Here is a 6,723-nt window from a genome sequence, read left to right as displayed (position 1 = left end):
TTTCCGCCCTTATTGAATGACTGGTCTGGAATTCAACACCTCAGCTCGGTCCAGCATTCTGGATACGGTGCGCAGACTTAAACGGTGTTCAGACCAAATTCCATGATCGAATACCGCGTCCAATGCCGAAATGCTGGGCCCCGGGAGCCCGCGCCTTTGACCTTCTGTTAGAGCAAAGTCACGTAACTGCGTGCGCGTCAGATCAGGAAGGTCAAGAACCACGCAACGGCTTTGTAACGGCTCCGGCAAACCCTTCCGGCTATTCGCAGTCAGAACCCAGTTGGCCCAGGACATATCAAAGCGGATCTGGAAAAAGGGACACTCCCAGCCCTCTGCTGTCATGCGCTCCAACAACGGAAGCAAAGCATCAGTTAGTGTATGACGCGACCCGTTGACTGCGTTGACGTCTCCAGTCTTTTCGACTTCGTCCACGATCACCAGAGGGCCGGCATGGCGTTCCCGCAGCACGGTCTGCAAGAGTTTGCCTGGTGCGGCGCTGCCCCATCCGCGCTGAGCTCCAACCAGTGAAAACGTCGCCGGTTCACCGGTCGCTTCGATTTTGGTTGTCGGCACCGCAAGGTGATGCGCCAGACGGCGCGCCCAAAAGCTTTTGCCGATGCCGGGCGACCCAACCAACACCAGCGGATTGAAACGTAAACCAGGTAGACCCTCACGTGCAGATCGCCTGAGACCATGCCAGACCTCTTCGGTAGCGGGTGCCATCCAAGGCATTTCTTCATGCAAGGCGGCAGCGATCTCGTCTGCTTTGTGTTCGGTGTGAATGTGGGTCACGGAGACGCCATCCCGCAATGCGTTCAGTTGGGTTTTCGCCGCGTCTGGCAAATGGCTCATGCCGGACAGGCTTTGCATTCGCTCTAAAAATCGGATCGCACGGCGCTTGGTCATTTTACGGTCATCATCGTTGATCAGTTGATGCCACAGAACTGGATCATTGCCGTGATCAACGCTTCCCGCAGCCATCAGCTTCCGGTTCCTTAGCTCGCGCAGGGTTTCTTTCAGGCGGTCATCTACTTCTCTGACTCACGGGAGTTCGTCGACAAATTTTAGAGAGCAGAAGGGTATGGGTGTTTTCGTTAGCGTCATGCGGCATCCTTTCAAAGCGCGACCCCATGCGGGTTGCGCCAAAGGCCTGAACCGTTCTGGTTCGGCGATTGAATATGAAAAGGCTCCGGAGCCGATGGGAACACTTAGGGAACAAAGTGAGTTAGGGGTCAATAGGCTGCAGCTTCTGCGCTCAGTCGCAAACTTTTGTGGAGGATAACTCCCGGCAAACGACCTAAACTACTGACAAATAAAGAAAACCACCGACATGGAAACTGCCGGTGGTCATTTGATCTGTGCGGAGTGGTCAAAAAACACCCCATAGTGGCCAAGTTATGCGGTGTCTAACACAAAATTCACCCGGCAAACATCAACCGCACTTCGAATGTCCGCAATCGGAACAGGTCATACAGCCTTCGACCATCCGCATTGTGAACTGCCCACAACTGGGGCAGGCTTTGCCACGTGGGGTTTGGGCGATGTTGACGACGTCGGCTTGGGGGTCAGATTTCAGCCCCATGCCTTCGCCTTCAAGGAAGCCCGTCGATACCATGTGTTTCTCGATCACGCCGCCGATGGCTGCCAAAATCGAAGGGATGTATTTACCCTGCACCCATGCGCCACCGCGTGGGTCAAACACGGCCTTCAACTCTTCCACGACAAACGACACGTCGCCACCACGACGAAACACCGCCGAGATCATCCGCGTCAAGGCCACGGTCCACGCAAAGTGTTCCATGTTTTTGGAGTTGATGAACACTTCAAACGGGCGGCGATGGCCGCCAACAATCACGTCATTGATCGTCAGGTAAATGGCGTGCTCGCTATCGGGCCATTTCAACTTGTAGGTCGCGCCTTCCAACGATTGCGGGCGATCCAGCGGCTCGGACATATAGACCACATCGGCCCCTGCCCCGGCGGCCTGTGCCATTTCCGGCGTCTCGGCGGGCGTTTTCTCTGAGCTTTCCGACACCGACAAAACCGACCCGGTTACGTCGTTGGGGCGATAGGTGGTACAGCCCTTACACCCGGTCTCAAACGCCTCCAAATACACGCTCTGAAAGTCCTCAAACGAGATGTCTTCAGGGCAGTTGATGGTCTTGGAGATCGAGCTGTCGATCCATTTCTGCGCCGCCGCTTGCATACGCACATGATCCAGCGGGGCCAATGTCTGGGCGTTGACAAAATAGTCGGGCAACTCTTTGTCGCCAAACTTTTCACGCCACATTTGCACAGCGTAATCAACGACTTCTTCTTCGGTGCGGGTGCCGTCCTTTTGCAAGACTTTACGGGTATAGCTATAGGCAAATACCGGTTCGATCCCCGAGGAGACATTCCCAGCATAGAGCGAAATCGTGCCCGTCGGTGCGATGGATGTCAGCAGCGCGTTGCGAATGCCGTGTTCGCGGATGGCATCGCGCACATCATCGTCCATGGCGCGCATGGTGCCGCTTTCCAGATAGGGCTCAGCCTCAAACAAGGGGAACGCGCCCTTTTCCTTGGCCAATTGCACCGACGCCAGATATGCGGCGCGGGCGATCCGTTTCAGCCACTCCTCGGTCTGACGCGCCGCTTCCTCCGAGCCATAGCGCTGACCAACCATCAACAAGGCGTCTGCCAACCCGGTCACACCAAGGCCGATACGGCGCTTGTTTTGTGCCTCAATGCGCTGTTCCTCCAAAGGAAAGCGCGAGGCATCAACAACGTTGTCCATCATCCGAACGGCGGTCGAGACCAGATCATCCAACAAGGTTTCGTCAAGATCAGCACCCTCTTCAAACGGGCGATCCACCAAACGGGCCATGTTGATCGAGCCAAGCAAACACGCGCCATAGGGCGGCAATGGCTGTTCGCCGCAAGGGTTTGTCGCGGCGATGGTTTCAACATAGGACAGGTTGTTGGCCTTGTTGATCCGGTCGATGAAAATCACACCCGGCTCGGCGTAATCATAGGTGGCGCGCATGATCTTGTTCCACAGATCACGGGCCTCAACGGTATGGTACACCCGGTCGCCAAATTTCAGCTCCCAGCTGCCATTCGCCTTGACCGCGTCCATGAAGTCATCGGTGATCAGCACCGATAGGTTGAACATCCGCAACCGGGCGCTATCGGCCTTGGCGCGAATAAAGTCTTCGATATCAGGATGATCGCACCGCATCGTCGCCATCATCGCACCACGACGTGACCCCGCCGACATGATCGTGCGGCACATCGCGTCCCAGACATCCATGAACGACAACGGGCCAGAGGCATCCGCCGCAACCCCGGCCACCGGCGCGCCTTTGGGGCGAATGGTGCTGAAATCATAGCCGATGCCGCCACCCTGCTGCATGGTCAGCGCCGCTTCGCGCAGCATATCGAAAATGCCGCCCATCTGGTCGGGGATAGTGCCCATAACGAAACAATTGAACAGCGTCACGCTACGCGCGGTCCCTGCCCCGGCGGTAATCCGGCCGGCGGGAAGGAATTTGAAATCCTCCAACGCGTTGTAAAACTTGTCTTCCCACTGCTTGGGCTCGGCCTCGACCTCGGCCAAAGACCGGGCAATGCGTCGCCAGCTGTCTTCGACTGTGATATCAATGGCTGTGCCATCGGCCTCTTTGAGACGATATTTCATATCCCAAATCTGTTCAGCAATAGGGGCGGCAAATCGGGTCATGGCGGCGAATCTCTTTTTGGCAGGCGGTGGCGTAGAGCGATTTTCATAGACAAGCGGGCGGCGCGGGAAAAGACATATTTTGAACTAACCTAACGCTACAGCTTGAAGGCCCAGATGAGTGTTATACCATATACAGCGTAATCTGGGGAAGAATCTGTGGATAAGATCACACATCTGATCAAACTGAGCGTCGGCACCGAAAGCGTTGAGGGCCTTCAGGCCTGGCAAGATATGCGCCGCAAAGAGCTCCCCGAGGGCTTGCCGCGCCATGTCACCCGCATGTGGCCGCGTCGTGAGTCCGAGATTCTGGCAGGCGGATCAATCTATTGGGTGATCAAAGGCGTGATCCAATGCCGCCAACGCATCCTACGCCTAGACGAAGTCATTGGCGAGGATGGCATCAAACGCTGTGCCATTATCCTAGACCCTGACGTGATCCGCACCGCCAACGCGCAACGCCGCCCTTTCCAAGGCTGGCGCTATCTTTCCCCTGCCGACGCCCCGCCCGATCTGTCGGCTTCGACCAAACAAGAAGACACCCTGCCCCCGGAACTCGCCGGAGCTTTGGCCGAAATCGGTGTGATTTGATAGCAACGGGTTTCTTCCACCGCTCCTTTCATTGCTACAGCTTTGTGCATGTGCTGATCAGTTTTGTCGTGTTGGCAACGCCCAATAGTTGGGAGTATTTTCGCTTTCCGGCCTTGGTCATATGCGTCAGCGTTGGCCCAATCGCGCTGCTGCTCTGGTGCCAAAGCCAAGCCAAAGCTCAAGAGCCGAAACGCTTTCCAAGCAAACAGGCCCTTCGAACCATCCTGCTTTTCTCCACCCTGTGGGGCGCACTTGTTCTCCTACAATTTGTCGGTCTCCCCCATGCGCCCATACGATTACAATCGGGAATCGCCCTCTTGATCTGTTTTCTCCCGGGAATCGCAAACACATTGATTTACAATAAATACTTCAGGTGGATCGACGATCAGACCCCTTAACCGTCCTGAAACTTTTCCTCGCTTTGTTCACTGTCAAAGACGTGATCGCAGCCGCGCTCTATACTTGCTCACAGGGACACGCGCGAGACGTCACTAAAAGGGAGACAGGGATGAAACGCTTTTTAATCGCTGCAACACTGGCGGCGACCACCGCAATGGCCGCAACCATAGCACAGGCTGATCAGATCATTGGCAGCTATGTCGCCTATATTGGGCAGGATGATCTTTATAATTCCAAAGGTGCTCGCCTGAATGAGCCTTGGCAAATCCTGCGTCAGGATCGCGCCAATTACCACCGCTTTGGCATCAGCCAGCCGGGGGATGAGTGGGACCCGTTCTTTGGCAGCATGGAAAATCGCGGCATCATGGAACGCATGATAATGAATGGCACGATGGAGCCAGCGGCGGCCCGCAATCTGCTGCGCGGGGGGGCAACGGTATTTGTGCGCATTTACGGCGTCGGCAACAGCGGCCGCTACCTCAAGGTAACCGTCACCCGCTAAGGCCGCCCCTTGCCGCGCAAAGCGTACCAAATCAAGGCCGGGATTTCGCGCATCCAGGCCTTGATCACCCGCCGCCACGTTGTGCCGGTCATCTTTGGACAACTGGCAGTGGCCTTCATCCCCAGACGTCGCGCCACCAAAAGCGCGCGCGGCGCGTGGTAGGTATCTGTCACCAAAACAGCGGAAAATGCCCCATGCTCGGCCAGAAGCCGCGCGGAACATCGTAGGTTTTCTTCGGTTGTGGTGGCCTTGTTCTCTTGCAGGATACAAGCCTCTGGCACCCCTTTGGCGCGGCAAATATCGGCGATGGCTTGTGCCTCGGACGGTGGGTGCTTGCCCACTCCTCCCGATCCGATAATCACCGAAACCATGCCGTCCTGCCAAAGCTTGGCGGCGTGCTCTGCACGTCGTCGCAGGCTTGGGGATGGCTCCCCATCCGGCCAAACGGCGGCTCCCAAAACAATGGCAATTGGACGGTCGTCGGGATTTTGCGTCATTTGCGCACAAAAGCACAGGACATGTGCATTGCCCATTCCAAAAGCGTCAGGGCTGGAAATCTTGTTCAACAGGGTTACGTTAGCGCCCAAAGGAAAAGGACACGCATAATGACACAAGATTATACGCCACCGAAAATCTGGACCTGGGACAAAGACAATGGCGGGCAATGGGCCTCGCTCAACCGTCCGATTTCAGGGGCCACCCAAGACAAAGATCTGCCCATCGGGGAACATCCGCTACAGCTTTACTCCATGGCGACCCCCAATGGCGTCAAGGTCACCGTGATGCTCGAAGAGCTTCTCGAAGCTGGCCACAACGCTGAATATGACGCTTGGCCGATCAAAATTGGCGATGGTGATCAGTTTGGCTCGGGCTTTGTTGCCGCCAACCCAAATTCAAAAATCCCGGCCCTGATGGATCATTCAGGCGACGCACCAGTGCGCATTTTCGAAAGTGCTGCGATCCTGATGCATCTGGCCGAGAAGTTCGACGCCTTTCTGGGCAAAGCGGAAAATCGTGCTGAAATGCTCAGCTGGCTGTTCTGGCAAATGGGCAGCGCGCCATATTTGGGCGGTGGTTTTGGCCACTTCTACGCCTATGCGCCCTATCCGATGGAATACCCGATTGACCGCTTCTCGATGGAGGTCAAACGCCAGTTGGATGTGTTGGACAAGCAGTTGGCCGACAACACCTTTATCGCTGGCGAAGACTACACCATCGCCGATATCGCGATCTTCCCGTGGTACGGCAATCTGGTGATTGGCAACCAGTATAACGCCGCCGAATTCCTGCAGGTGCATGAGTACAAAAACGTTGTGCGGTGGGCCAATGCCATTGCCGCCCGGCCGGCCGTTCAACGTGGTCGCATGGTCAACAAATTCTGGGGCGAAGAGCACGAGCAATTGCCCGAACGCCACTCCGCCGCAGACTTCGACGCACTCAAAGCGAAAGCGCCTGCTGAGTAACAGGCGCTCCCAAAACTTTTGCAAAAGTTTTGCAAATTCCGTGCACGGAA

General features: G+C 56.1%; 6 protein-coding genes. 3 read left to right on the top strand and 3 right to left on the bottom strand.

The features are described from left to right. Positions 1–9: 9 nt before the first annotated feature. Positions 10–981 (bottom strand): AAA family ATPase, encoded by a 972-nt coding sequence (locus AC5EFR_RS16100; RefSeq protein ID WP_493576802.1) that lies wholly within the window; start codon positions 979–981, stop codon positions 10–12. A gap of 451 nt (positions 982–1,432) precedes the next feature. Continuing rightward, positions 1,433–3,721, bottom strand: a complete 2,289-nt coding sequence (locus tag AC5EFR_RS16095) for an adenosylcobalamin-dependent ribonucleoside-diphosphate reductase (RefSeq protein WP_493576801.1) — start codon at positions 3,719–3,721, stop codon at positions 1,433–1,435. A 156-nt stretch (positions 3,722–3,877) separates the two neighbouring features. Between AC5EFR_RS16095 and AC5EFR_RS16090 the strand changes: the two genes are divergently transcribed. Both AC5EFR_RS16090 and AC5EFR_RS16085 read left to right on the top strand, forming a co-directional pair. Beyond that, positions 3,878–4,309 (top strand): DUF1489 family protein, encoded by a 432-nt coding sequence (locus AC5EFR_RS16090; protein ID WP_493576800.1) that lies wholly within the window; start codon positions 3,878–3,880, stop codon positions 4,307–4,309. Positions 4,310–4,817: 508 nt separating this feature from the next. Continuing rightward, the gene (locus AC5EFR_RS16085) at positions 4,818–5,210 is read left to right on the top strand and encodes a hypothetical protein (protein ID WP_493576799.1); all 393 of its coding nucleotides are present in this window, start codon (positions 4,818–4,820) and stop codon (positions 5,208–5,210) included. On the opposite strand, the gene AC5EFR_RS16080 is transcribed toward AC5EFR_RS16085, so the two are convergent. After that, positions 5,207–5,707, bottom strand: a complete 501-nt coding sequence (locus AC5EFR_RS16080) for a YdcF family protein (protein WP_493576798.1) — start codon at positions 5,705–5,707, stop codon at positions 5,207–5,209. The genes AC5EFR_RS16085 and AC5EFR_RS16080 overlap by 4 nt on opposite strands. Before the next feature lie 108 nt (positions 5,708–5,815). Here AC5EFR_RS16080 and yghU point away from each other — a divergent pair, with 108 nt between their 5' ends. Next, a complete protein-coding gene (gene yghU / locus AC5EFR_RS16075; RefSeq protein ID WP_493576797.1) occupies positions 5,816–6,673 on the top strand; it encodes a glutathione-dependent disulfide-bond oxidoreductase in 858 nt (285 codons plus the stop codon). Positions 6,674–6,723: the final 50 nt, after the last annotated feature.

Source organism: Pelagimonas sp. (genome assembly GCF_058892305.1).
This window is presented reverse-complemented; position numbering and strand designations above follow the sequence as displayed.

Coding starts and splice junctions, on each gene's coding strand:
- AC5EFR_RS16100 (WP_493576802.1), bottom strand. CDS start 981: ATGGCTGCGGGAAGCGTTGATCACGGCAATGATCCAGTTCTGTGGCAT.
- AC5EFR_RS16095 (WP_493576801.1), bottom strand. CDS start 3,721: ATGACCCGATTTGCCGCCCCTATTGCTGAACAGATTTGGGATATGAAA.
- AC5EFR_RS16085 (WP_493576799.1), top strand. CDS start 4,818: ATGAAACGCTTTTTAATCGCTGCAACACTGGCGGCGACCACCGCAATG.
- AC5EFR_RS16080 (WP_493576798.1), bottom strand. CDS start 5,707: ATGACGCAAAATCCCGACGACCGTCCAATTGCCATTGTTTTGGGAGCC.
- yghU (WP_493576797.1), top strand. CDS start 5,816: ATGACACAAGATTATACGCCACCGAAAATCTGGACCTGGGACAAAGAC.